The following is a 23,143-nucleotide window of genomic DNA, read 5'->3' as shown; positions in this document are numbered from 1 at the left end:
GAAAATCGAGCAGTTACTTGTTGTCGGCAGCGATGCGGACTTTGATCATGCGGTCCGGGTCCTTGACCGTGCCGTTGTCCGCCTCATCGCCCTTCTTGATCTTGTCCACCAGATCCATGCCGCTCTCCACCTTGCCGACAATGGTGTACTGCCCGTCGAGGTTCGGCGCCGGCGCGAACATGATGAAGAACTGGGAATTGGCCGAGTTCGGGTCCTGCGAGCGGGCCATGCCGACCACGCCGCGGGTGAATTGCTCGGTCTGCGAGAACTCGGCAGGCAGATCGGGAAGGTCGGATCCGCCCGTGCCGACAGCCTCGGGATTGAAACCCTTCTTCATGTTGCCGAACTTGACGTCGCCGGTCTGGGCCATGAAGCCGTCGATGACGCGGTGGAAGGCGACATTGTCATAGGCGCCCTCGCGCACCAGCTTCTTGATCTGCGCCACATGCTTCGGCGCCAGATCGGGACGCAGCGCGACGGTCACGTCACCGTCCTTCAGCGTGATGATCATGGTGTTTTCCTTGTCGGCGGCCGAGGCCGGCAAGGACGCCGCCAAAACGCCGGCAAGCACGACAAGCAACGAAGCGAGCTTTTTCAGCTGCATGAGGTTCTCCGAAAGTCTTTGTTTGGGTGCATGTCGTTGCCCCAAAACCGGGATTCACCTTTGGGCGACATGCACTATTTCGCGAATTTGGCAGTGAGGGCGCCTACGACGGCCGCCGGCACGAACGGGCGGATGTCGCCGCCCATCGACGCAATCTGGCGGACAAGTGTGGCGGTAATGGTGCGCACAGACGGGCTGGCCGGCAGGAAAACCGTCTGCAGCTCCGGCGCCATGGTCTCGTTCATGCCCGCCATCTGCATCTCATAGTCGAGATCGGTGCCGTCGCGCAGGCCGCGGATGATGATCGAGGCGCCATGCTTCCTGGCGGCGTCGATGACCAGCCCATCGAAGGAGACGACCTCGATGCGGTCGCTGTCGCGGCCGAATTCCGCCTTGGTCGCGGCCTCGATCAGCTTCACGCGTTCCTCGAAGGAAAACAGCGGCGTCTTGCCGGGATGAATGCCGATTGCAGCGTAGACGGTGTCGGCCACGGCAAGCGAAGCCTTCAACACGTCGAGGTGACCATTGGTCAGCGGGTCGAAGGAGCCGGCGTAAAGGGCGGTGCGTTCGGTCATGGCAGGCTTCTAGCGAGCCTCTCCGACAAAGGCAAATCCCATTGCTGCACCCGGTCGTGAACCTTTTCACGGACGTCAACGACAGTCGAATGCGACAATCACGAACGCTTCACGCAGCATTCACCAGCTTGCCGCTTCAGGAGATGAAACCAAAGCACCATCTTTATCGTTGTGATCGCAGGAGAACACGCAAATGCTGATCTACATGCTTGCCACTGCAATGACCATTGTGATGCTGATCGCCACCGCATTCGGGTTGCACCAGGAAGCGGCACGGGTGCGCATCAAGACCAACACCAAGCGGCTCGATGGCTTCGTAGGCCGCAACCTGTACCATCGCCGCTGACTTCCAGCCATGATCGCACCGGCCCGGGGGCCGGTGGCGCGCAGTAAGGCTATTCGGGATTTCCCTCGCCCGGATCTTCTGCAGTGTCGGCTTCACCCGAAGGCGCTTCCTCGGCTTCCTCGTCCGACTGCGGCTCCGAAATCCGCTCGACCGACACCACCTTCTCACCCTCGGCGGTGTTGAAGATGGTCACGCCCTTGGTGGCGCGGCTGGCGAAGCGGATGCCATCGACCGGAACCCGGATGACGGTCCCGCCATCCGATACCAGCATGATCTGATCGTCGTTGCCGACCGGGAAGGTCGCGACCAGCCGGCCGATCTCGGCCACTTTCGAGACATCCGTGGCGCGGATGCCCTTGCCGCCGCGACCCGTCAGGCGGAAATCATAGGACGAGGAACGCTTGCCGTAGCCGTATTCGGTCACCGTCAGCACAAGCTGCTCGTGCATCTTGAGGAATTCGTAGCGCTCGTCGGAAAGCTCGGCTTCCTCGCCGATCTCCTCATTGGTCAGCGCGATCTCTTCCTCCTCGGCTGCAGCGCCGGCGGCAAGCCGACGCTCGGATGCCGCACGCTTGAGATAGGCCGCGCGCTCAGCCGGTGAAGCATCGACATGTTCGATCACCGACATCGAGATCACGCGGTCGGTTTCGGCCATGGCGATGCCGCGCACGCCGACGGAATTGCGGCTCTGGAAGACGCGCACATCGGAGACCGAGAAGCGGATGCACTGGCCGGAATTCGCCGTCAGTAGCACGTCGTCACTGTCCGTGCAGGTCTCGACGCCGAGGATCTCGTCGCCTTCTTCCTCCAGCTTCATAGCGATCTTGCCGTTGCGGTTGACCTGGACGAAGTCGGACAGTTTGTTGCGTCGCACGGTGCCGCGCGTGGTTGCGAACATCACGTCGAGCTCGCCCCAGCTCGTCTCGTCCTCCGGCAGCGGCATGATGGTGGTGATGCGCTCGCCCTGCTCGAGCGGCAGCATGTTGATCAGCGCCTTGCCGCGCGACTGTGGGTTGCCGACCGGCAGGCGCCAGACCTTTTCCTTGTAGACGATGCCGCGCGAGGAGAAGAACAGCACCGGCGTATGCGTGTTGGCGACGAATAGCCGGGTGACGAAATCCTCTTCCTTGGTCGACATGCCGGAGCGGCCCTTGCCGCCGCGGCGCTGCGCCCGGTAGAGCGACAGCGGCACGCGCTTGATGTAGCCGGAATGGCTGACCGTGACGACCATGTCCTCGCGCTGGATCAGGTCTTCGTCTTCCATGTCCGCCCCGCCCTCGGCGAGTTCCGTGCGGCGCGGCGTGCCGAACTCGTCGCGGACGGCGATCAGCTCGTCCTTGACGATCTGCTGAATGCGCGCGCGAGAAGACAGGATGTCAAGGTAATCAAGGATTTCAGCGCCGATCTTGTTCAACTCGTCGGCGATCTCGTCGCGGCCGAGCGCGGTCAGGCGCTGCAGGCGCAGGTCGAGGATGGCGCGGGCCTGCTCCTCGGATAGATTGTAGGTGCCGTCCTCGTTGATGCGGTGGCGCGGATCATCGATCAGCTGGATCAGCGGAGCGACGTCGTGCGATGGCCAGCGCCGTTCCATCAACTGCTCGCGCGCCGTCTGCGGATCTGGCGCGGTGCGGATCAGCTTGATCACCTCATCGATGTTGGCGACGGCGATAGCGAGACCGACCAGCACATGGGCGCGCTCGCGCGCCTTGCGCAGAAGATATTTCGTGCGCCGGCTGATAACCTCCTCGCGGAAGCCGACAAAGGCCTTCAGCATGTCGATCAGCGTCAGCACTTCCGGCTTGCCGCCGTTCAGCGCGACCATATTGGCGCCGAACGAGGTCTGCAGCGGCGTGAAGCGGTAAAGCTGGTTCAAAATGACGTCGGCGACCGCCTCGCGCTTGAGCTCGACGACGACACGGTAGCCCTGGCGGTCGCTCTCGTCGCGGATGTCGGAGATGCCCTCGATGCGCTTCTCGCGCACGAGTTCGGCCATCTTCTCGATCATCGCCGCCTTGTTCACCTGATAGGGAATCTCGGTGATGATGATCGATTCACGGTCGTTGCCGCGCGCCTCGATGTTTACGCGGCCGCGCATGACGATCGAGCCGCGGCCCGTCGAATAGGCATTGTAGATGCCGGAGCGGCCAAGCACGATGCCGCCGGTTGGGAAATCCGGACCGGGCACGATCTCCATCAGCGCAGGCAGGTCGATCGCCGGATTGTCGATGATGGCGATGGCGCCGTTGCAGACTTCGGCCAGATTGTGCGGCGGGATGTTGGTGGCCATGCCGACGGCGATGCCGCCCGAGCCGTTGACGAGCAGGTTCGGGAAGCGCGCCGGCAGCACCTTGGGCTCGGTGGCGGAGGCGTCGTAAGTGTCCTGGAAATCGACGGTTTCCTTGTCGATGTCCTCCAGCAACTCATGCGCAACCTTGGTCAGCCGGGACTCGGTGTAGCGCATCGCCGCCGGCGGGTCGCCGTCGATCGAGCCGAAATTGCCCTGACCGTCGATCAGGGGCACGCGCAGCGACCAATCCTGGGCCATGCGCACCAGCGCGTCATAGATCGAGGCATCGCCATGCGGATGGTATTTACCCATCACGTCGGCGACCGGGCGCGCCGACTTCACATATTTGCGGTTCCAGTGATAGCCGCTCTCATGCGAGGCATAGAGGATGCGGCGGTGCACCGGCTTCAGGCCGTCGCGCACGTCGGGCAGCGCCCGACTGACGATCACGCTCATGGCGTAATCGAGATAGGAGCGCTGCATCTCCTCGATGATCGAAATCGGCTCGATGCCGGTGGGGCCGCCCTCCGGCCCGCGCGGTGTCTTCTGGTCGGTCAAATCAGGTCACAATCCAGTCGGGAATCACTCGCCGCTTATATAGGAAGCCGGGCTGAAACTCCAATGGCTACGGTACTTTTCCAAAGACAATTTCGGCGGCAATTTCAAATGGATACCGCTGATTGCGACGATATGGCCAAAGCCACACTTTGAGCTCGCAGGCCAAGTCGATCTCGAACGGCCTTGGCTAATGCCCGCGTCTGCCCGCCCGTTTGCAGCGGTAGGCGCCGGGCGCTTCTCCCATCTCGCGCCGGAACCTCCGGTTGAAGGTCGAAAGGTCGTTGAAGCCGGCATCGAAAGCAATTGTCGAGATCGCTTCGTTCGACGCGCACAGCCGCACCGCGGCCCGATGCAGCCTGGTCCTCAGCAGGAACTGATAGGGCGTCATGCCGGCGACATGACGGAACGTGCGCAGGAAATGATACGGGCTGGTCGCCGTGCCGTCGGCGAGTTCGGTCAGCGAAAGCGGGCGATCGGCGTTGAGCTCGATCAAACGCACCGCCTCGGCTACGCGTTTCTGGTCGCGGGCGCTGGGTGTCCAGGCAACCTCAGACGAATTGGCCGCAGCCCCGACCACCGCGCAGGCAATGCGCAGACCGAGTTCCTCGAACGCCTCGCCGTCGCCCGTTTGCTGCGCCGCCTCCGCTTGCGCCAGCAACGGCGCCAGCACCGGCAAGGGCGGCAGGCGTGGATCGGCAAAGCCGAGCCGGCTTGCGCCCGGCACATCGGCGACGACGCGCTCCATATGGGCCGGCGAAAAATGGAAGGAGAGGCAGCGGTCGCCCGCGCCGTGCTCGTGGCCGCACTCGTAGCAGGCGCCCGGATTGCCGAGCAGGATGGCGCCTGGAGCAAGCATTGCGGTGCCCTGGCGCGTCCGGTAGCGGAACGTGGCTCTGGTCACGGCGGCGACGCAGAAACCGCGATGCTGTTCTTCAAACGGGCGGTCGCCGGCGCGAGCCGTGCAGATCACGTCGGATACCTGCCAGCCATGCCCTGAGGCCAGGTTTTTCTCAGTCGTCGCCATCGGGAAAAAATAGCAATTTTTCCCAAGCCCAGAACCCCGCCATACCCCTATTGCTCGCCTCTCCTGACAAACGAGGCAGCAGCCATGACCGATCCCTTTGCCGAAGCCCTGCACAGCGGCGCTCCCAATCCGGATCTCGCCGAAAAGCTGAAACTCTACGGCCGTTTCATCGGCGCCTGGACCTTCGACGCCACGCGCACGCTGGAGGACGGCACCAGGCTAACCGGGCGCGGTGAGGTGCATTTCGGCTGGGTTCTGGAGGGCAAGGCGGTCCAGGACGTCTGGATCCTGCCCGCGCGGAATGCCGGAATGCAAGCCTCTCTCGGGCCATGGACCTTCTACGGCACGACGTTGCGCGTCTACGACCCCGGCGCGGACGCCTGGCATATCTTCTGGAGCGACCCGCGCAACCAGTATTACAGCCGCCAGCTCGGTCGCGCCGAAGGCGACACGATCGTGCAGATCGGCGCCGACGGCACCGGCTCCTCGGTGCGCTGGAGCTTTTTGCACATCACCGAGAACGCATTCCGCTGGCTTGGCGAGCGTTCGCATGACGGCGGCAAAACCTGGCGCACCGAGGTCGAGTTCTTGGCGCGGCGCTCGACTCCAGCCTGACCGATCAACCACCTGTATTTATGGAGAGAACGATGCTTGACCATGTCTCGATCGGCGTCCGCGACAGCGGCGCCTCGAAGCGCTTCTACGACGCCGCTTTGGAGCCCCTCGGCTACTCGTGCCTCAGCCAGTCACCCGGCTCGCTCGGCTACGGCGCCAGGACCGTAGAACTCTGGGTCAACGAGGCCGGCCGGCCGGTCCCGGCCGACGCGGACTCCGGCCTGCACTTCTGCTTTGCCGCACCGACACGCGCCGGCGTCGACGCTTTCCATGCGGCGGCCTTGCTTGCGGGTGGCAAGGACAATGGCCGGCCCGGCCTGCGCGCCGCCTATGGCGACAACTACTACGCCGCCTTCGTAATCGACCCTGACGGCTACCGGCTCGAGGCTTATTGCAGCAAAGCTGAATAGCCGGCTGAAATCCTCCCGTCCTGTTCCCACCGCTCCCGCTTTGCTCTACGAATGCAGGGCTTGGGCTTCGCCAGGCGGGAGGGGACCAGCGATGCCGAGCTTCGACACCCTGTTCAACGCCTTCGTCACCATCCTGGTGACCATCGATCCGCCCGGGCTGGCACCGCTCTTCCTCGCCGTCACGCGTGGCATGAACCGGGACGAGCGCCAGCAGGTCTCGGTGCGAGCTTCGGTGATCGGCTTTCTGGTGATGGCGTTGTTCGCCGTCGCCGGCGCCTCGATCCTGTCGGTGTTCGGCATCACGCTGCCGGCCTTCCGCGTCGCCGGCGGCTTCCTGCTTTTCTTCATCGCCTTCGAAATGGTGTTCGAGCGCCGTCAGGACCGCAAGGAGAAGATCGGCGACGTCGCCATCACCAAGGACATGATCCACAACATCGCCGCCTTTCCGCTGGCGATCCCGCTGATCGCCGGTCCCGGCGCGATATCGGCGACAGTGCTGCTGTCAGGACACTTCGAGGGCTTTGCCGCGCAAGCGGCGCTGGTCGGCATCATCGCGATCTGTCTTGTGCTCACCTTTCTGGTGTTCGTGCTGGCGGAGCGAATCGACCGCATCCTCGGCCAGACCGGCCGCTCGATCCTGACGAGGCTGCTCGGCGTCATCCTGGCGGCGCTTGCGGTGCAGTTCGTCGCCGACGGCGTCAGGGCGCTGATGGCTGCCTGAGCAGCATCCCTACTGCCTTATTTCACTGCTGTATCGACCACCTCGAAATCATGCGTGACGGCCGCCGTCTTGGCCATCATGGCGGTGGCCGAGCAGTATTTCTCGATCGACAGGTCGATCGCCCTTTTCACCTTGTCGCGCGACAGCGCGCGACCCTTGACGATGAAATGCATGTGGATGCGGGTGAAGACGCGCGGTTCCGTCTCGGCACGATCCGCGTCCAGCTCGACCACGCAGTCCTCGACCGCCTCGCGACCTTTTTCGAGGATATGGACCACGTCGTAGGCCGAGCAGCCGCCGGTGCCGATCAGCACCAGCTCCATTGGGCTCGGCCCTGGCGTCCGACCTTCCGGCCCATGCGCCGTGCCCAGCACGACTTTGTGACCGCTGCCGGACTCGCCGACAAAGGTGCGTTCCTCAACCCATTTGACGCGTGCTTTCACGATGATCTTCCTTAGACGCTGCTTTGCAAGCGGACTATCGCCGCAACTATCAACTATAGGCAATTCCGGACGGAAAACCGCGACGCACTTTCGCTGGAAATTGTTTATTGGCCGAATACGACCGTGTGCATGATGCGGCCGGGCACCAACGTGAAGATGCCGGCGCCGATCAGCGCAAATAGGTAGAGCTTGATCATGGCGCTGCGATGCGCGGCCACTTTATGGGTGTGCGCATACCAGACCGCCAGCGGGGCGGTGACAACCACCAGGATCGACAGGATGTGGATCGGGCTGAACGGCCCGATCAGGCGTATCTGCTGGATCCAGAAGCTCGAGACGGCGACGACCAGCATCAGCGCGGCCCAGGCATAGCCCAAGACGCGGTGGCGTGTCGTGCCTTTCGGCAATGCCAGTTGCGCCCCGCCTATCGCCAGCGCGGCGAAGGCGGCGAACGCGTGCCATGGAATGGGAGGAGGCGCTGTCAGCAACGGTCCGAGCGACATCGCGCCTTCCCCTCAAACGACGATTGCGAGACCTTCAGAACGGAATCTCGTCATCCAGCTCGCGCGACGAACCACCGCCACCGCCCCTGGAACCGCCACCGCCGCCACGGCTGAAGCCTTCGTTCGGGCCCGACTGGCCGAAATCGGAACCCCGGCTGTTGCCGCCGCCGGCATAACTGCCGACCTGGCCGCCGCCTTCGCCGCGCGCGTCGAGCATCTGCAGCTCGCCACGGAATTTCTGCAGTACGACCTCGGTCGTGTAGCGATCGTTGCCGGTCTGGTCCTGCCATTTGCGCGTCTGCAGCTGGCCCTCGACATAGACCTTCATGCCCTTCTTCAAATACTGCTCCGCCACCTTGGCGAGCTGGTCGTTGAAGATGACGACATTGTGCCACTCCGTCTTTTCCTTGCGCTCCCCGGAATTCTTGTCGCGCCAGCTTTCCGACGTGGCGATGCGGATGTTGACGACCGGGTCGCCCGAATTCAGGCGGCGGATTTCAGGGTCCGCCCCGAGATTGCCGACCAGAATGACCTTGTTGACGCTACCCGCCATCGTACTTCTCCGCGCTCATCCGAAACAAATTTTAAGTCGCTCACCTTACAGCCTGCGGTTCGCCCATGCCCGCGAAGGCTGGCTTTTCCCACAAGGTTTTTTGTTCTCTTTTCGTTCTAGTCTTGACCGCTGTTTCTGTCAAGGAATGTCAGCAACAGGTAGTATTCCTGAGCAGGAAACAAAGGGGACATCGGAATGAACGTTGTTTCGCATGAGGATCAGCCGCGCGAAACGTGGCGCGCCGGGGTCGAAACCCGCATGCATGTTGCCGCCGCCAATGGCGCGGCTGGCCTTTGCATATTCGAGCAGTGGGTCGGACCGGGTTCCGGCGCACCAACGCATGCGCATAAAGTCGAGGAAGTACTGACGGTGATTGCCGGCGAAGCCGAAATGTGGGTCGACGACCGACGGGCCGTGCTTGCCGCCGGGCAGTCCCTGATCATTCCCGCGCACCGCAAGCATGGCTTTCGAAACGTGGCTTCCGGCACGCTTCACATCCATGCCGTGCTCGCATCGCCAATCTTCGAGGCAAGCTTCGACGGAGCGGCGGAGCCGGTGAGACGCTGGACGGCCTAAAACGGCGCTTGCCAAACCAATAAGTATCGACTTATGCTTTGTGCATGATCGAAGCAGAGATTTTCCGGGCCCTGGCCGATCCGACACGCCGCGCCGTCTACGAGCGGCTCGCGGCCGGCGAATTGACGGTGTCCGAGCTGCGCGCCGGCGTGAGCGTGTCGCAGCCGGCCGTCTCGCAGCATCTTGCCGTGCTGCGCGGCGCCGGACTGGTGATCGAGCGGCGCGCCGGCCGCAACGCCTATTACCGCGCCGACCCTCAAGGGCTCGATCCCTTGCTCGGCTGGATCGAACGCTACCGCGCCTTCTGGCCGGAGCGCATCGAGCGTTTGAAGCGGGTTCTGAAGGAAATGGACCAATGACGACTACCAAACACCCGGCAGCGGCCAACGCGCCGCTCAGCTTCGAATGCGAGCTTCCCGATCCGCCGGAAAAAGTCTGGCGGGCGCTCACCGAGCCGGAACTGCTCGCCGCCTGGCTGATGCCCAACGACATCAAGCCAGCGATCGGCGAGCGCTTTGCCTTTGCCGGACCAAACGCGCCGATCGAGTGCGAAGTGCTCGAGGCCGAGCCCGGCAAGCTGCTGCGCTATTCCTGGCGCGAGCGACCGGGCGTGGACGCTGCCGACCGGCTACCGGCATTCGACGGTCCCATCTTCGACAGCATTGTCACCTTCACGCTCGCGCGCACGGTTTCCGGCGGCACGCATCTCAGCATCGTCCATGATGGTTTCGCGACGGTCGCGCAACCTGTCGTCGCCGTTTCCGGCGCCGGCTGCGGGATTTCGCTCCACGCGCGCAAGAGCCCAGCTGCCGCCAACGCGCCAAGCATGATGCTGCGCGCGGCTTGACCAAAGAACCGAGGAGATCTGCGATGACCGCCTTTGCCAATCTCGTGCCGATGGTGATCGAGCAGTCGAGCCGCGGCGAACGCGCCTTCGACATTTTCTCGCGGCTGCTGCGCGAACGCATCGTTTTCATCAACGGTGAGATCAATGACGGCGTGTCGGCGCTGGTCTGCGCGCAGCTCCTGTCGCTGGAATCGGACCATCCCGACAAGGAGATATCGATCTACATCAACTCGCCGGGCGGCGTGGTGACCAGCGGCTTCGCCATCTACGACACTATGCAGTACATCTCCTGCCCGGTGTCGACGGTGTGCATGGGCTTTGCCGCCTCGATGGGTTCATTCCTGTTGATGGCAGGCTCGCCCGGTCGGCGCATCGCGCTGCCCAACACCAGGATCGTGCTGCATCAGCCGCTCGGCGGCTTCCAGGGCCAGGCCTCCGACATCCAGCGCCACGCCGAGGACATCCTGCGCACCAAGCGCCACATGACGGAACTTTACGCCAAGCATTGCGGTCGGACCTATGACGAGGTCGAGCGCACGCTCGACCGCGACTATTTCATGACCGCCGAGGAAGCGAAGGCCTGGGGCCTCGTCGACCATGTCTACGACACGCGCAAGAAGGCGGCCTGACCGCGCGGCAAATTGATTGCGGCGCGTCTGGCCTCGCCTTCGGCGCGCCTCTATAGTTCGCGCATGATCCGAGCGCGTTCCTTGACGAATCTGGGTTTTGCCGTTGTCGCAGTCGCCGGCGTGCTTGCGGTCGGCACCGCCGCTTTTGCAGACGACAATTCGACACAAAAACTGCCCGGCGTGAGCAGCGACTACCGCATCGCCAAGCCCGCGCCGCAGCCCGAGCCTGACGACGCACTGCCAGCCGGCAGCAACGGCACGTTCAAGATCGGCGACACCGATGTCAGGATTTCGGGCAGCATAACCATCGACATGGCAACGGGTGGCATCAGGCCTCCCAACCACTGAAGCTTACCCCGCATTGCGGACGCCAGCGACGGACCTCCGGCTCGCAAAATGCAAGCCCCGCCACTGCTTCCGCAGGTGGACGGGGCTTTCATGGATCTGAAACCCAATTTTAGCCGGGAGTGGACTGCCGGCGTTCTGTTTCGGATGCAACGCGGCTTTCAGCCGACGATCCGACTATGGTCTCTGATTGTAGGAATCGGCAGGTCACGTTTTTCGGGAGGCGCTCACGCCTACCCTGGCACTATGCCCGCCGCGGCTCCATCGCTTCGTGGAGCCTCAAGGGACTGTCCGGTGGCGTCATGCTCCGCTCCTGGTCCGTTGTGGCAATGTCGTCCGAAGCGCAAATCGCTGAAGCCTGCGGCGTCTCGCAGGCCACCTCTGGGTGACGAGGCCATCGACAGACGGCCGGCTTCGTTGACGCCTTTGAGACTGCCCCCATGGGTCCGAGACGTCAACCGTTGAAGAGCCGGTTACAGAAAAATGTGATCGATCGGAGGTTACGTCCAGGTAAGTCGAATGCCTTCGACTGATCGGTCGCGACGGTTTTTGCAGCCGCTGTTTCCACAGCGCTTTGTCAGGAGGGTGTTCGGCCTTTGTTCTTTCCGCTTGCCCGCTCGCGCGAAAGGCGGTTAAACGCTTTGGTCGAGATTGTGGCGTCTCTCGACGCGGCGACGAGATTACCTACATAGGGGATGGCCGGGACAAACCCGCCAATCCAGCAAATTCCAGACCTGAGGCGGCGACCGGCGATGGCCGACCAAAAATATCTTTCCATTCGCGGCGCGCGCGAACACAATCTCAAGAACGTCGATCTCGACCTGCCGCGCGACAGCCTGATCGTCATGACCGGCCTGTCGGGATCCGGCAAGTCGTCGCTCGCCTTCGACACCATCTATGCCGAGGGTCAGCGCCGCTATGTCGAAAGCCTTTCGGCCTATGCCCGCCAGTTCCTGGAGATGATGCAGAAGCCGGACGTCGACCAGATCGACGGCTTGTCTCCCGCCATCTCGATCGAGCAGAAGACGACCTCGCGCAACCCGCGCTCGACAGTCGGCACCGTCACCGAAATCTACGACTATATGCGCCTGCTCTTCGCCCGCGTCGGCATTCCCTATTCGCCGGCCACCGGCCTGCCGATCGAAAGCCAGACGGTCAGCCAGATGGTTGACCGCGTGCTGGCGCTGGACGAGGGCACGCGTCTCTACCTACTGGCGCCGATCGTGCGCGGCCGCAAGGGCGAATACCGCAAGGAACTTCTGGAGCTGCAGAAGAAGGGGTTCCAGCGCGTCAAGGTCGACGGCGTCTTCTACGAGATCGCCGACGTGCCGGCGCTGGACAAGAAATACAAGCACGACATCGACGTGGTCGTCGACCGCATCGTCGTTCGCGGCGATCTGGCGACACGGCTTGCGGATTCGATGGAGACGGCGCTGAAGCTCGCCGACGGTCTTGCGGTGGCCGAGTTCGCCGACAAGCCGCTCGACGCCAGCCGGACGGGCGAGGACTCGGTCAACAAGTCGAAGAACGAGACGCATGAGCGCATCATGTTCTCGGAAAAATTCGCCTGCCCGGTGTCCGGCTTCACCATTCCCGAGATCGAGCCCAGGCTGTTCTCCTTCAACAATCCGTTCGGCGCCTGCCCTACCTGCGACGGCCTCGGCAGCCAGCGCGCCATCGACGCCAACCTCGTTGTGCCGGACGAGAATGTCTCGCTGCGCGATGGCGCCATCAGCCCGTGGGCGAAATCGACCTCGCCCTATTACGCGCAGACGCTTGAGGCCTTGGGCAAGGCCTATGGCTTCAAGCTCGGCGACAAGTTCAAGGATCTGAGCGCCGAGGCGCAGCAGGCCGTGCTGCACGGCACGGGCGAGCGCGAGATCACCTTCCAGTATGACGACGGCCTGCGCTCCTACAAAACGACCAAGACTTTCGAGGGCGTCATCCCCAACCTCGACCGGCGCTGGAAAGAAACGGAATCGGCCTGGATGCGCGAGGAGATCGAGCGCTTCATGTCGGCCACCCCCTGCCCCGCCTGCAACGGCTACCGGCTGAAGCCGGAAGCGCTCTCGGTCAAGATCGCCGGCAGGCACATCGGCGAGGTCACGGAGCTGTCGATCCGCAAGGCCGACCAGTGGTTCACCGATCTGCCGGCGCAGCTCAACGAGAAGCAGAATGAGATCGCCGTCCGGGTGCTGAAGGAAATCCGCGAGCGCCTGCGTTTCTTGAACGATGTCGGCCTCGACTATCTGACGTTGTCGCGCAATTCCGGCACGCTGTCGGGCGGCGAGAGCCAGCGCATTCGTTTGGCTTCGCAGATCGGCTCCGGCTTGACGGGCGTGCTCTACGTGCTGGACGAGCCGTCTATCGGTCTGCACCAACGCGACAATGCGCGCCTGCTCGATACGCTGAAGCACCTGCGCGACATCGGCAACACGGTGATCGTCGTCGAGCATGACGAGGACGCCATCCTGCATGCCGACTATGTCGTCGATATCGGCCCGGCCGCCGGCATCCATGGCGGTGAGATCATCGCGCAAGGCACGCCGCAGCAGATCATGGCGACGCCCGCCTCGATCACCGGCAAGTATTTGTCGGGCGAGCTCGAGGTCGCGACGCCGGCGGTGCGCCGCGAGGCGAAAAAGAACCGGCGTATCAAGGTCGTCGGCGCGCGCGGCAACAATTTGAAGAACGTCACGGCGGAGATCCCGCTCGGCACTTTCACTTGCGTCACCGGCGTCTCCGGCGGCGGCAAGTCGACCTTCCTGATCGAGACGCTGTTCAAGGCGGCCTCACGCCGCATCATGGGCTCGCGCGAGCATCCGGCCGAGCATGATCGCATCGAGGGCCTGGAGTTCCTCGACAAGGTCATCGATATCGACCAGTCGCCGATTGGCCGCACGCCGCGCTCCAACCCCGCCACTTATACCGGCGCCTTCACGCCGATCCGCGATTGGTTCGCCGGTCTGCCGGAGGCCAAGGCGCGCGGCTATCAGCCGGGCCGTTTCTCCTTCAACGTCAAGGGCGGCCGCTGCGAGGCGTGCCAGGGCGACGGCGTCATCAAGATCGAGATGCACTTCCTGCCCGACGTCTACGTCACCTGCGACGTCTGCCATGGCAAGCGCTACAACCGCGAGACGCTGGACGTGCTGTTCAAGGGCAAGTCGATCGCCGACGTGCTCGACATGACGGTGGAGGAAGGCGTCGAGTTCTTCTCGGCGGTGCCCGGCGTGCGCGACAAGCTGGAGACGCTGAAGCAGGTCGGGCTCGGCTACATCCATATCGGCCAGCAGGCGACGACGCTCTCAGGCGGCGAGGCGCAGCGCATCAAGCTAGCCAAGGAACTGTCGCGCAAGGCGACCGGTAAGACGCTCTACATCCTCGACGAGCCGACCACCGGCCTGCATTTCCACGACGTCGCCAAGCTGCTCGAAGTGCTGCATGAGCTGGTCGACCAGGGCAACACGGTGGTGGTGATCGAGCACAATCTCGAAGTCATCAAGACAGCCGACTGGGTGCTCGACCTCGGCCCCGAGGGCGGCGACGGTGGCGGCGAGCTGGTCGCCTCCGGCACCCCGGAAGCAATCGTGCGCGAAAAGCGCAGCTACACCGGCCAGTTCCTGAAGGAGCTTCTGGAGCGGCGCCCCGGGGGCAAGCGCGAAGCGGCCGAGTGAGCGAGTGGGTCGGCAAGCGTTTGGAACAGTCTCAAATGAAGATCAGGCAAGCGCTTGCAGGTGATCTCCAAGCTGTCGTCGCGATAACCACGGACGCCTACGCCCCCTACACCGCCCTGTTCGGCGCCCCGCCGATCCCGGTGACCGAGGACTATGCGCCACGTATTACGCGCGGAGAGGTCTGGCTGCTGGAGGATGGTTCCGATCTGGCCGGGCTGCTTGTCCTCGAGCGGCACGACGATCATGCCATGATCTTCAGCGTTGCCGTTTCGCCGGCCTTCCAGGGCAGGAGACTCGGCATCGCGCTGCTCGACTTCGCCGACGAACAGGCGCGGTCATGGGGCGTGCCGGAGGTGCGGCTCTACACCAATTCGCGCATGGAGCGGAACATCGCGCTCTATTCGGCTTACGGCTATCGGGAAACGGGTCGCCGCGCCAACCCATACCGGCCAGGATGGATATTGGTCGACATGGCTAAGCCGGTCGACAAAGCAGCCTGAGCCGCATTCAAAACTCGGAGGAGGAAGACGATGAGCCAAGGAAAGATCCGCTCCGGCATGGGCGGCTGGACCTTCGAGCCCTGGGACACCTCCTTCTATCCGGAGAAGCTCGCCAAGGCCAAGCAGTTGCACTATGCGAGCCACCAGGTGCCGAGCATCGAGGTCAACGGCACCTATTATTCCAGCTTCAAGGAGCCGACCTTCGTCAAGTGGGCGAACGATACGCCGGACGGCTTCGTCTTTTCGCTCAAGGGCAACCGCTTCGTCACCAACCGCCGCGTGCTCGGCGAGGCCGGGGAATCGATAATGCGCTTCCTCGGCTCGGGCATTGTCGCGCTCGGCGACAAGCTGGGACCGATCCTGTGGCAGTTCGCGCCGACAAAGAAGTTCGATGCGGACGATCTCGAGGCCTTCCTGAAGCTGCTGCCCGAGAAACAGGACGGCGTGCCGCTGCGCCATGCGCTCGAAGTGCGGCATGACAGCTTCATTGTCCCGGAATTTCCGGCTCTGGCGCGCAAATACAATGCCGCCATCGTCTATGCCGACCACGCCAAATATCCGGCGATCGCCGACATCACCGGCGATTTCGTCTATGCCCGCCTGCAAACCGGCAGCGACGACAATCCCGATTGCTACACGCCGAAAGGGCTCGACGAATGGGCGGGCCGCGTCAAGACCTGGGCGGAAGGCAGGCAGCCGGCCGACCTGCCGCGCGCCGATCCCAAGACCGACGCGCCGGTCAAGCCGCGCGACGTGTTCGCCTATTTCATAAGCGAGGGCAAGGTGCGTGCGCCCTTCGGTGCCATGGCACTGATGAAGCGGGTGGCGGCCTAAACTGCCGCGGCTCTTTGTTGGAACGCCGGAAGTTTGCCCGGCGCGCGACGCCGTCGGCGGTTGGCTTGTCGGAACCTGCTGGCCATCTTGACCGTTCTGTCCCAGCCGATCGCGAGGTCGGCGGAGGGTTATCTCGCCGAAAGATCGGTACGGCGACCTCGCGAAACGCTCGCCACATCCCGCAGCGTCGGAAAGGAGCGAGGGAAGATGACCGTCATCCTCGGTGCGTTGCTTACCATCGCAGGCGTCGTCTACATGGCAGGCGCCACTTTGAGGCGCGGACGCCTGAGTGACCCAGCATCTACAGCCCCGGATCGTCCGGCGCCGAACCTGGCAACACCAGGCCCCACGCTGGAGCCGCGACGACGCGGACTCCGTTTCCTCGGCCTGTCTCAGAATTGGCCAGGTCTGGTGATGATGGCCGTCGGCATCATACTGCTGTTGTCGGTGTTCGTCCTCTGACCTTACGGAATGTCGGAGTCTTCACTCGCAACCGCGTGCCCGACATCCGCCGCTGCGCTTGAAGCTCAGAGCATTTTCAGGAACGGTTGAAGTCTTGCTGCTCAGGCCGTCAGTGGTGCCCGATCACTTCGTTATAGGCGTCGAGGTCAACGTAAAAAACCTTGGTTATTTCGCCGAGCAGATCATCCTCGTCGTAGCCCTGCGACATCAGGATGTTGATCGCCGTCATGATATCGACGCGCTCGGTCAGTCGCCGCTTCTGATAGTCCTCGACAAAACGTTCCATCGCCTTCCCCTGGCAAGCTTTTGTTCGACGCATCGACCGACAATCACTGCGGGGAAAGCTAGGCGAGCTTGCTTGCGCGGACCTTGCGGGCGGAGCCCGCGCCATCCCCTTCATCTCGACTGATACGGAAAGAGCCCGACTCACCAAGGCCATGGAAAGACTAGCATGCGCTATTGGCCACACCAGAGCCGTCGAACACTTCGTCATCCTTCCGCGTAACGACGCGAACCGAAGCGAAGACCCAAGGATCCATTCCGTTACTAGGAAGCGTCATCAACCGTGCATAATCAGCAATGATCTAGGCGTCCGCACGAGGAATCTATTCTGCATCGCGAGACCGGCGACGGCGTGCGTAGCTTCGGCCGCATCACCAGCGCCCGCCCGAGTGGCGAGCTGCCGCTGGTCACCGCACAGGTCGCCGCCGCGCCGCGAAGGCATCTGCCTCAGCACCGCAAACACCTCGAAGACATGCGAAGGAATGTTGCGGTCGCCGCGCCGAAGCGGCGCGAAGCCGGACTTCAGATTTTCGAGGACCGTGAGCAGCGGAGAAATCTCCCTGCCCTGCGGCACGATGCGATGCCCGACCGGGCGCGGTCATACGCCGCGCTCCGGTCGAGCGCCTTCCCCTCGAAGGCAACCCTTCCGCTCGTCAACCGGTGATGGTTGACGATCCGATCTCATCAGACTTGGTTGCAAGCGACGTGCCAAACGCGGACGCATGCGGGGATCAGGAGAAATAGTCATTAAATACAAAGGCTTAGCGCTTGACAAGCGAATAAAACGACGCCGATCAAGCACCCTGGGTTTGAGAAAACGTTGCGCAGCTCTGCCTAGATTTTGCCCAAATCATAAAATTGCCCAATGCTTAATCTCGTCTCCGTGCCGGCACTCGCCGGCCAGTTGCGGGGCAGCGGCAAAATAGGGCAAGGTCGCCGCCGAAATGAGCGACCGCATGGCCTTCCCGATTCGCATTCTTCTGAGCTTGCTGCTTCTTGCGTCGGCCGTGGGCAAGGCCGGCGCGGACTTCGCCGAAGGCAAGCTTCCGGACGGCGTCTATCATTGCGAGGTCTATCTGCTCGGCCTCTTCCTCAATCTCGGCGACATCACCATCAAGGGCAATGTCTATAGCGGCCCAGTGACCTTCGGCACGTCGGGAACCTACAACTACCAGATGGACGCCAATGGCGAGATCAGCTGGCTCGGCCCGCTCGGCGGCTATACGAGCGGCGGCAACTCGATCTCGCTGACACAGGCGACGCTCGACGATCCAGGCGGTCCCTCCTTCGACATCATCATGAAGCAGCAGGACGGCGCCTTTACCGCCTCCACCTGCACGAAACATTGATCGAACAAGGAACTTCGCTTCGATGCTGCGCACAACCTGCCGCTTTATCTGCGGGTCGCCGGCCGACAGCCGAGGGGCAGTTGAAGCGGAAACCGCCTAAGCAGTGACCGCGACTTCCAGTGCCAGGCGGGTCATGTCGGTGAACAGCGCCTGGCGTTCGGAATACTCGGTCTGCTCGTCGGCGGCGACGTGGTCGACCACGGTCAGCAGCGATAGGGCGCGCGCGCCGAACTGCGCCGAGATGCGGTAGAGCGCGCTGGTTTCCATGTCGACCGCCAGCGCGCCGAGCGCCCTGGGCTCGTCGAAGCGGGCGCGGCCATCGGGATGATGGAAGATGTCGCTGCAGACGGTCAGGCCGGCGCTGCAGGCAATGCCGAGATCGGCGGCCCGCTGCAGCGCCAGCGCATGGAGCGCCTCATCGGGGCCGGCCGGCTGGTAAAGTCCGAACACCTGCCCGCTGATCGGGCCCTCGGCGCGCACGGCGCTTGAAACGACCAAGCCCCGCAGCGGAACGTCATCCGACAATGCGCCGCATGTTCCTGTGCGGATCAGCGTCTTCACGCCATGATAGTCCAGCAACTCATGGGCATAGATCAGGAAAGAAGAGACGCCGATGCCGGTTGCCTGGATGCTGACCGGCTTGCCACGGAAACGGCCGGTGAAGCCGAGGGCGCCCCGACGGAGATTGATGCAGCGCGGCGCCTCCAGAAAAGTTTGCGCCATCCACTGCGCGCGCTCGGGGTCGCCCGGCAGCAGCACCGTTTCGGCATAATCTCCCCTGCCCGCCTCGATGTGCGGCGTCACGCGCTATCACCCCCATGACAGAACCCATCCGACCTGCATCATGGCAGGCTCGCTGCAATGTGCAAGCGATAGCTGTTTAAGACATGTCGCCTAAAAGGGCGCAGCGCTTTTGGGGAAACGACATGCGTCAAACAAAGATCTGAAGCGCGTCGCCTGATCTGCTTCGGCGATGCGCTTTAAGATTCCAGCACGTCTTTAACGATCGTCGCCAGTTGCTTGAGCGAGAATGGTTTGGGCAGGAAGCCGAAATGCGCATCGGCCGGCAGGTTTTTGGCAAAGGCGTCCTCGGCATAGCCGGAAACGAAGACGAATTTTATGTCCGGCTGGCGCTTGCGCAGCTCGCCGAGCAGCGTCGGCCCGTCCATTTCCGGCATCACCACATCGGACACGACGATGTCGACCTTGCCGCCGAGTGCCTCGAAGACCTCCAGCGCCTCGACGCCGGAGGAAGCCTCGTGAACGGTGTAGCCGCGCGAAGTCAGCGCCCTCACGCCGCCCATGCGAACGGCGTCCTCGTCCTCGACCAGAAGCACGGTCGCCGAACCTGAGAGGTCCTTCGCCGTGTCGGCCGGCTTGGCTGGAGCTGCCGCCGCCGCAGTGTCGGCAGATTCGCTCGCCTTCTTCACCTCCGTCACGTGACGCGGCAGGAAGATCCGGAACACCGTGCCCTTGCCGACTTCGGAATCGCAGTAGATGAAGCCGCCGGTCTGCTTGATGATGCCATACACCATCGAGAGGCCAAGGCCCGTTCCCTTGCCGACCTCCTTTGTGGTGAAGAACGGCTCGAATATCTTCTTCAGCACCTCCGGCGCGATGCCGCTGCCCGTGTCCTCGACCTCGACCAGCACATAATCGGCCGGGATAAGCTCGCGATACGGGAACGATTTGCACTCCTCGGCCATGACGTTGCGGGTGCGCACGGTAAGATCGCCGCCGGTGGGCATCGCATCGCGCGCGTTGACGGCGAGATTAACCACCACCTGCTCGAATTGGCCGATGTCGACCTTGACCGGCCACAGATCGCGCCCGTGGTCGATCTTCAGCCTGATATCGTTGCCCACCAGGCGGGCAAGCAGCATGCGCAGATCGGCAAGCACATCGGTCAGGTTGAGAACTTCCGGCCGCAAGGTCTGCTTGCGCGAGAAGGCCAGCAACTGCCTAACAAGCGACGCCGCCCGGTTGGCGTTCTGCTTGATGTTCATGATGTCGGGGAAGGACGGGTCCGACGGCCGGTGGTTGGTGAGCAGGAGGTCCGACGCCATGATGATGGCGGTGAGCACGTTGTTGAAGTCGTGCGCGATGCCGCCGGCAAGCTGGCCGACCGCCTGCATCTTCTGGCTCTGCGCCATCTGGCCCTCGAGCGCCTTCTGCTCGGTAGTCTCGACGGCGTAGACGATGGCCGATTCCTCCGCACCCTCGCTACCGGCGCCGTCGGCGACGGCATTCACGTAGAAGCGGATGTGGCGCTCCTCATGCCCGGGTAGCAGCGAGTCGATCGGCTCGATATTGGCCTGCCGCTGCCGCGCCTTCTCGAAGGCGGCGGCGAAGGTCGGCCGGTCGCGTTCATGCACCACGCTCTCGAAACGCACGCGCCGGTCGACAGCGTCTCGGTCGACGACGGACGAAAACAGTGACAGGAACGGCGCATTGGTGCGCAGGATGCGCCCGCCGGCATCGACGCCGGCTATCGCCATCGGCGTCGAGTTGAAGAAACGCGTGAAGCGCACCTCCGAGGCGCGCAGGTCGGCGGACGCGTCCTCTCCCTGGGTGCGGTTGAGCACGATGGTGCGCGTCGGCCCGTTCACTCCTTCGCGGCTTGCCGAAACGCGGTGCATGAAGCGGACCGGCAGTGCCTGGCCGCTCATTGTCGTCAGATCAAGGTCGATGACGGCGTTGCGCGTGGCGCCGGGATCAGCCTTGACCGAGCGGACGAGCGCCATGCCGTCGCCGGCGACGATCTCCGGCAGCGTGACCGCGCCCGGGGTGAAGCTGGCAAGGTCGATGCCCAGCCATTCGGCAAGCGTCGCATTGATATAAGTAACGCGGCCTTCCTGGTCGGCCGAGAAGAAGCCTGCGGGCGCGTGGTCGAGATGGTCTATCGCCTTTTGCAGGTCGAGGAAGAAACGCTCCTGTTCCGCCCGCTCCTGCGAGATGTCTGCGATCTGCCAGGCAAGCATCGGCAGCCGCTGGCCCGGCACATTGAAGGCGCGGGCGCGGACGCGGTACCAGCGCGCGCCCGGCTCGGCCCCAGGCTTGATCGATTGCGCCAGGCGGAATTCACCGTCGCCGGCCTGGCCGTCGCGCAGGCCGGACGCCAGCCGGTAGATGGTCATTGAAGCCTCGGGGACGTCCGAAAGCAGCCCCTCGACCGTCTTGAGGTCGGCCGCCGAAGCGGCACCCGTCATCTCGGCATAGGCCCGGTTGGCGTAGATTACGCGACCCTTGGTGTCGGTGACCAGGAGGCCTTGCGACATTGAATCGACGAACGCTTTGGACAGCTCGTCTCCGGTTGAACGCGGCGCGATCTGCACGAAGCCGATCGCCGTCGCGAACAGAAAGCCGACGCCGATCATGGCGAGCACGCCAAGCATGCCGAGCAGGAACGGATCGCCGAGGCGCTCGCGGAACAACCCGAAGACGACCGCCGCGCCGGTCAAAACGACGATGAAGATGATGAGCCTGGCGATGGCGCCCGGACGCGTGTTTTGGTCGACGATCGGTACCGGATAGAAATCGCCGCGCGTTTCCTTGGCCATGTGCCCCCTGCTCGTGATTCCGATACCCCGACACCCGCGAACGGCCGGTTGAATCACATTCTCCTGTAGCGGAAAAGGCCCGGACGGCAAATGTCCGATAAAATCAACGATTCATGTTTCAAACTGTTCACGATGGGTGATGTCGCCTTGCGGAGGCTAGTCCCTAAGGTCTAGTGTCGCGTCACTTCAAAGGCGATTGGGTGCACTGATGCTGCAGTGGCTGGATAGCGTAGCGGGGCCGGGTTACGTCGCTGCAATTCTATGGACGTTCGCGGCCCTTGTTCTGCTGGTCGTGGTCCTGCTCGTCATCAAGGTAGTCCGCAACCTGACTTTCGGCACCTTCGTTGCCGGAGGCCGGAATCGCAAGACACGGCTCGCCGTCATGGACGCCACCGCTGTCGACAGCCACCGCCGGCTGGTGCTGGTGCGGCGCGACGATATCGAACACCTCATCCTGATCGGCGGCCCGACTGATGTCGTGGTCGAGCGCGACATAAGGCTGGCAGCACCTCGCCGCCCGGCGCTGACCGGAGACAGCGGCCAGCAGCAGACCGCCGCGCCGCGCCCGCGGGCGCCTCAGCCCGCACCCGCCCCGGCCCAGCAGCCGACCGCACCGGCGCCGGCTCCCGTGAGCGAGCCCGTGTCGCGCCCGCGCGCGGCGCCCCCTCCGGCAAAGCCGCTGGTACCGCCTCCCCCGGCCGCGAAAGTCATGCCGCTCCCTGCGTATGGGACGAATGGCACTGGCCGGCAGGCCCCGCCGCAGCCCTCCAACGACTCGATCGACGACACACTGATGCACGAGCTCGAGGCATCGTTGGAGGAGTCCCATTCCAAACCGGCAAGCAAGCCGGCGGCGAAGCCCTCGCTCGATGACGAGATGACCAAGCTTCTCGGCGAGCTGGCCAGCCACAAACGCTGACCCCCAAAGGATTGCCGCTCAAAAAAGAAAATGGCCGGAAAGATCCGGCCATTTTCGCAAAACCTGCGTCTGTCCCAACCCGCGTCAGTCGTCGCGGTAGACCTTCTCGCGGCGTTCGTGGCGCTCCTGCGCCTCGATCGACAGCGTCGCGATCGGGCGGGCGTCGAGCCGCTTCAGCGCGATCGGCTCGCCGGTTTCCTCGCAATAGCCATAGGTGCCTTCGTCGATGCGCTGCAGCGCGGAGTCGATTTTCGAGATGAGCTTGCGCTGGCGATCGCGGGCGCGCAGTTCGATGGCTCGGTCGGTTTCGGAAGAGGCGCGGTCGGCTAGGTCGGGATGGTTGGCGTTTTCTTGCTGGAGGATTTCGAGTGTTTCACGCGCTTCGCGAAGGATGTCATTCTTCCATGTGATAAGCTTCTGGCGGAAGTATGATTTCTGCCGTTCGTTCATGAACGGCTCGTCTTCGGAGGGTACGTAATCGGCGGTAACGATGTCGTTCATTCGACTCACCCAACAACCCCAAATTT

General features: G+C 63.3%; 26 protein-coding genes and 1 pseudogene. 15 read left to right on the top strand and 12 right to left on the bottom strand.

Annotated elements, in window-relative coordinates:
- Positions 1–13: 13 nt before the first annotated feature.
- Together CK215_RS02925 and coaD are read right to left on the bottom strand one after the other, a co-directional pair.
- The gene (locus CK215_RS02925) at positions 14–511 is read right to left on the bottom strand and encodes a peptidylprolyl isomerase (protein WP_245418596.1); all 498 of its coding nucleotides are present in this window, start codon (positions 509–511) and stop codon (positions 14–16) included.
- 167 nt (positions 512–678) lie between these two features.
- On the bottom strand, positions 679–1,179 hold the full coding sequence (gene coaD / locus CK215_RS02920; RefSeq protein WP_066992481.1) for a pantetheine-phosphate adenylyltransferase: 501 nt from the start codon (positions 1,177–1,179) through the stop codon (positions 679–681).
- Positions 1,180–1,372: 193 nt separating this feature from the next.
- On the opposite strand from coaD, the gene CK215_RS02915 reads away from it, so the two are divergent.
- Positions 1,373–1,525 (top strand): hypothetical protein, encoded by a 153-nt coding sequence (locus tag CK215_RS02915; protein WP_082953674.1) that lies wholly within the window; start codon positions 1,373–1,375, stop codon positions 1,523–1,525.
- A 49-nt stretch (positions 1,526–1,574) separates the two neighbouring features.
- On the opposite strand, the gene gyrA is transcribed toward CK215_RS02915, so the two are convergent.
- Entirely contained in the window at positions 1,575–4,370 is a 2,796-nt protein-coding gene (gene gyrA / locus CK215_RS02910) for a DNA gyrase subunit A (protein ID WP_095830017.1), read from the bottom strand.
- A 187-nt stretch (positions 4,371–4,557) separates the two neighbouring features.
- Positions 4,558–5,394 (bottom strand): AraC family transcriptional regulator, encoded by an 837-nt coding sequence (locus CK215_RS02905; RefSeq protein WP_095830016.1) that lies wholly within the window; start codon positions 5,392–5,394, stop codon positions 4,558–4,560.
- 84 nt (positions 5,395–5,478) lie between these two features.
- Here CK215_RS02905 and CK215_RS02900 point away from each other — a divergent pair, with 84 nt between their 5' ends.
- The 3 genes from CK215_RS02900 (at position 5,479) to CK215_RS02890 (ending at position 7,140) form a co-directional block, all read left to right on the top strand.
- Positions 5,479–6,009, top strand: coding sequence for a hypothetical protein (locus CK215_RS02900; protein ID WP_095830015.1), 531 nt, complete (start codon positions 5,479–5,481; stop codon positions 6,007–6,009).
- A 32-nt stretch (positions 6,010–6,041) separates the two neighbouring features.
- Positions 6,042–6,419, top strand: coding sequence for a VOC family protein (locus tag CK215_RS02895; protein WP_095830014.1), 378 nt, complete (start codon positions 6,042–6,044; stop codon positions 6,417–6,419).
- A gap of 91 nt (positions 6,420–6,510) precedes the next feature.
- On the top strand, positions 6,511–7,140 hold the full coding sequence (locus CK215_RS02890) for a MarC family protein (protein ID WP_066992466.1): 630 nt from the start codon (positions 6,511–6,513) through the stop codon (positions 7,138–7,140).
- A gap of 17 nt (positions 7,141–7,157) precedes the next feature.
- Here the strand turns inward: CK215_RS02890 and CK215_RS02885 are convergent, their stop codons facing one another.
- The 3 genes from CK215_RS02885 to CK215_RS02875 form a co-directional block, all read right to left on the bottom strand.
- A complete protein-coding gene (locus CK215_RS02885) occupies positions 7,158–7,583 on the bottom strand; it encodes an OsmC family protein (protein ID WP_095777762.1) in 426 nt (141 codons plus the stop codon).
- A 104-nt stretch (positions 7,584–7,687) separates the two neighbouring features.
- The gene (locus CK215_RS02880) at positions 7,688–8,086 is read right to left on the bottom strand and encodes a DUF2306 domain-containing protein (protein WP_066992460.1); all 399 of its coding nucleotides are present in this window, start codon (positions 8,084–8,086) and stop codon (positions 7,688–7,690) included.
- 34 nt (positions 8,087–8,120) lie between these two features.
- Positions 8,121–8,639, bottom strand: coding sequence for a single-stranded DNA-binding protein (locus CK215_RS02875; RefSeq protein ID WP_067319755.1), 519 nt, complete (start codon positions 8,637–8,639; stop codon positions 8,121–8,123).
- Positions 8,640–8,834: 195 nt separating this feature from the next.
- Here CK215_RS02875 and CK215_RS02870 point away from each other — a divergent pair, with 195 nt between their 5' ends.
- The 9 genes from CK215_RS02870 (at position 8,835) to CK215_RS02830 (ending at position 16,506) form a co-directional block, all read left to right on the top strand.
- A complete protein-coding gene (locus CK215_RS02870; RefSeq protein WP_066992456.1) occupies positions 8,835–9,215 on the top strand; it encodes a cupin domain-containing protein in 381 nt (126 codons plus the stop codon).
- Between the two features lie 44 nt (positions 9,216–9,259).
- Positions 9,260–9,574 (top strand): metalloregulator ArsR/SmtB family transcription factor, encoded by a 315-nt coding sequence (locus CK215_RS02865; protein ID WP_067319753.1) that lies wholly within the window; start codon positions 9,260–9,262, stop codon positions 9,572–9,574.
- Positions 9,571–10,062, top strand: coding sequence for an SRPBCC domain-containing protein (locus CK215_RS02860; protein WP_095780565.1), 492 nt, complete (start codon positions 9,571–9,573; stop codon positions 10,060–10,062). Before CK215_RS02865 ends, CK215_RS02860 begins: the two co-directional genes overlap by 4 nt.
- A gap of 23 nt (positions 10,063–10,085) precedes the next feature.
- On the top strand, positions 10,086–10,691 hold the full coding sequence (locus tag CK215_RS02855; protein WP_095830013.1) for an ATP-dependent Clp protease proteolytic subunit: 606 nt from the start codon (positions 10,086–10,088) through the stop codon (positions 10,689–10,691).
- Between the two features lie 81 nt (positions 10,692–10,772).
- The gene (locus CK215_RS02850) at positions 10,773–11,039 is read left to right on the top strand and encodes a hypothetical protein (protein WP_095777817.1); all 267 of its coding nucleotides are present in this window, start codon (positions 10,773–10,775) and stop codon (positions 11,037–11,039) included.
- Positions 11,040–11,788: 749 nt separating this feature from the next.
- The gene (gene uvrA, locus CK215_RS02845; RefSeq protein ID WP_095830012.1) at positions 11,789–14,710 is read left to right on the top strand and encodes an excinuclease ABC subunit UvrA; all 2,922 of its coding nucleotides are present in this window, start codon (positions 11,789–11,791) and stop codon (positions 14,708–14,710) included.
- A 35-nt stretch (positions 14,711–14,745) separates the two neighbouring features.
- Positions 14,746–15,210 carry a GNAT family N-acetyltransferase gene (locus CK215_RS02840; protein ID WP_095830011.1) on the top strand — a complete coding sequence of 155 codons (465 nt, stop codon included), beginning with the start codon at positions 14,746–14,748 and terminating at the stop codon, positions 15,208–15,210.
- Between the two features lie 30 nt (positions 15,211–15,240).
- On the top strand, positions 15,241–16,044 hold the full coding sequence (locus tag CK215_RS02835; RefSeq protein WP_095830010.1) for a DUF72 domain-containing protein: 804 nt from the start codon (positions 15,241–15,243) through the stop codon (positions 16,042–16,044).
- A 207-nt stretch (positions 16,045–16,251) separates the two neighbouring features.
- Positions 16,252–16,506 (top strand): hypothetical protein, encoded by a 255-nt coding sequence (locus CK215_RS02830; protein WP_067320133.1) that lies wholly within the window; start codon positions 16,252–16,254, stop codon positions 16,504–16,506.
- 109 nt (positions 16,507–16,615) lie between these two features.
- Here the strand turns inward: CK215_RS02830 and CK215_RS02825 are convergent, their stop codons facing one another.
- Together CK215_RS02825 and CK215_RS02820 are read right to left on the bottom strand one after the other, a co-directional pair.
- On the bottom strand, positions 16,616–16,792 hold the full coding sequence (locus CK215_RS02825) for a hypothetical protein (protein ID WP_082953673.1): 177 nt from the start codon (positions 16,790–16,792) through the stop codon (positions 16,616–16,618).
- Between the two features lie 353 nt (positions 16,793–17,145).
- Positions 17,146–17,479, bottom strand: a pseudogene (locus CK215_RS02820) (ATP-binding cassette domain-containing protein); the annotation flags it as partial.
- A 265-nt stretch (positions 17,480–17,744) separates the two neighbouring features.
- Between CK215_RS02820 and CK215_RS02815 the strand changes: the two are divergent.
- On the top strand, positions 17,745–18,137 hold the full coding sequence (locus tag CK215_RS02815) for a hypothetical protein (RefSeq protein ID WP_095830176.1): 393 nt from the start codon (positions 17,745–17,747) through the stop codon (positions 18,135–18,137).
- Between the two features lie 96 nt (positions 18,138–18,233).
- Here CK215_RS02815 and CK215_RS02810 read toward each other — a convergent pair whose 3' ends face one another.
- Together CK215_RS02810 and CK215_RS02805 are read right to left on the bottom strand one after the other, a co-directional pair.
- Complete coding sequence (locus tag CK215_RS02810; RefSeq protein WP_066992426.1) at positions 18,234–18,941, bottom strand: purine-nucleoside phosphorylase; 708 nt, start codon at positions 18,939–18,941, stop codon at positions 18,234–18,236.
- A gap of 176 nt (positions 18,942–19,117) precedes the next feature.
- Positions 19,118–21,697 (bottom strand): PAS domain-containing sensor histidine kinase, encoded by a 2,580-nt coding sequence (locus CK215_RS02805; RefSeq protein ID WP_095830009.1) that lies wholly within the window; start codon positions 21,695–21,697, stop codon positions 19,118–19,120.
- 208 nt (positions 21,698–21,905) lie between these two features.
- Between CK215_RS02805 and CK215_RS02800 the strand changes: the two genes are divergently transcribed.
- On the top strand, positions 21,906–22,616 hold the full coding sequence (locus tag CK215_RS02800; protein WP_095830008.1) for a flagellar biosynthetic protein FliO: 711 nt from the start codon (positions 21,906–21,908) through the stop codon (positions 22,614–22,616).
- 84 nt (positions 22,617–22,700) lie between these two features.
- On the opposite strand, the gene dksA is transcribed toward CK215_RS02800, so the two are convergent.
- A complete protein-coding gene (dksA, locus tag CK215_RS02795; RefSeq protein WP_040972254.1) occupies positions 22,701–23,117 on the bottom strand; it encodes an RNA polymerase-binding protein DksA in 417 nt (138 codons plus the stop codon).
- Between the last annotated feature and the right edge of the window lie 26 nt (positions 23,118–23,143).

The organism is Mesorhizobium sp. WSM3864, assembly GCF_002294955.1.
GTDB lineage: Bacteria > Pseudomonadota > Alphaproteobacteria > Rhizobiales > Rhizobiaceae > Mesorhizobium.
Note: the sequence above shows the minus strand (reverse complement) of the source record. Positions and strands in the feature narration are given on the sequence as shown.